The sequence below is a fragment of the Endozoicomonas sp. ONNA2 genome (genome assembly GCF_024606365.1).
Taxonomy (GTDB): domain Bacteria; phylum Pseudomonadota; class Gammaproteobacteria; order Pseudomonadales; family Endozoicomonadaceae; genus Endozoicomonas.
This window is the reverse complement of the sequence record NZ_JAHHPO010000822.1, coordinates 1-1,171: the sequence shown is the minus strand read 5'-3', so window position 1 is coordinate 1,171 and position 1,171 is coordinate 1. Positions and strand designations below refer to the sequence as shown.

Genomic DNA, 1,171 nt, shown 5'->3' with positions numbered 1-1,171 from the left:
GGAATTACTGACCATCAAGAGATTAATGAAAGGCTGGTAGCAGGTTATGATTTTGTGTCAGACCCCTGGATGGCTAACGATGGTGATGGCTGGGATAATAACCCCCGGGACCCGGGTGACGCTCTGCAGCCAGGTGCTTTCGGTACCTCATTCGGTGACCCGGTTCCGGCTAATGCTCGCAAGAGCAGCTGGCACGGTACCCACGTTGCCGGCACCATTGCCGCTAACACCAACGATAACATCGGTGTTTCAGGGGTAACCTGGCTCTCCGGGGTGCAGACGCTCAGGGCGCTTGGGCGATGTGGTGGCTATACCTCCGACATCGCATCAGCCATGCGTTGGGGGGCAGGCCTGAAAGTCTATGGACTCCCGATCAACCCCAATCCAGTCAACGTGCTGAATCTCAGCCTTGGTGGTCAGTCGCTCTGGTGTCCGCAAACCTATCAGGATGCTATTGATGAAGTGGTGGCGGCCGGTGTCACGGTGGTGGTGGCCGCCGGCAATGAGCAACAGGATGTGGCGATGAGCACGCCGGCCAACTGCAACAATGTCATAGTGGTTGGTGCTATCAATCGCACTGGCAACCGCAGCTGGTACTCAAATTATGGTACTGATATCGACATTATGGCCCCCGGTGGAGAAACCCATTTTCAGGGCAATGGCATCCTGTCACTGTACAATTCAGGGCTGAGGGGGCCGACCAATGGCTCCTACTCGGAGCTGCAGGGCACCAGCATGGCAGCACCACATATCACAGGCTTGATTGACCTCAGCTACGCGGTCAATCCAATGCTGCCACCGGCTGAGCGTGAGCGCCTGTTGAAAGAAACAGCCAGACCTTTTGCCCGGGATAGCGATTGTTCAACCTTCCGCTGCGGTGCCGGGATTGCCGATGCAGCCGCCTTCCTGAGAGCCATCCAGAGGGCCAAGTGAAAAATAGGCAGACGAGCCACGAAATCAGAGCTAGGTTTTAATAAGGACTGACAAGAAAAACAGGTATTGCACGGCTTCAGACAACAAGCAATACCCGAGCTGAATAGAGAATGATCCGGCAGTGCATCTCTATTCAATAAATCCAATGGAGTGGAACCTTGAAATCATCAAACCATTCACTGCTACTGGCGGGCATTTTTTCCTCTCTCATCACTCCCGTGAATCTTCAGGCTGATCC

The 1,171-nt window shown here is 54.4% G+C and carries 1 protein-coding gene; it reads left to right on the top strand.

Annotated elements, in window-relative coordinates; genetic code table 11:
* Nucleotides 1–933 (top strand): S8 family serine peptidase (locus tag KDK14_RS14575; RefSeq protein ID WP_257265899.1); only part of this gene is annotated, 933 nt, incomplete at its 5' end.
* Nucleotides 934–1,171: the final 238 nt, after the last annotated feature.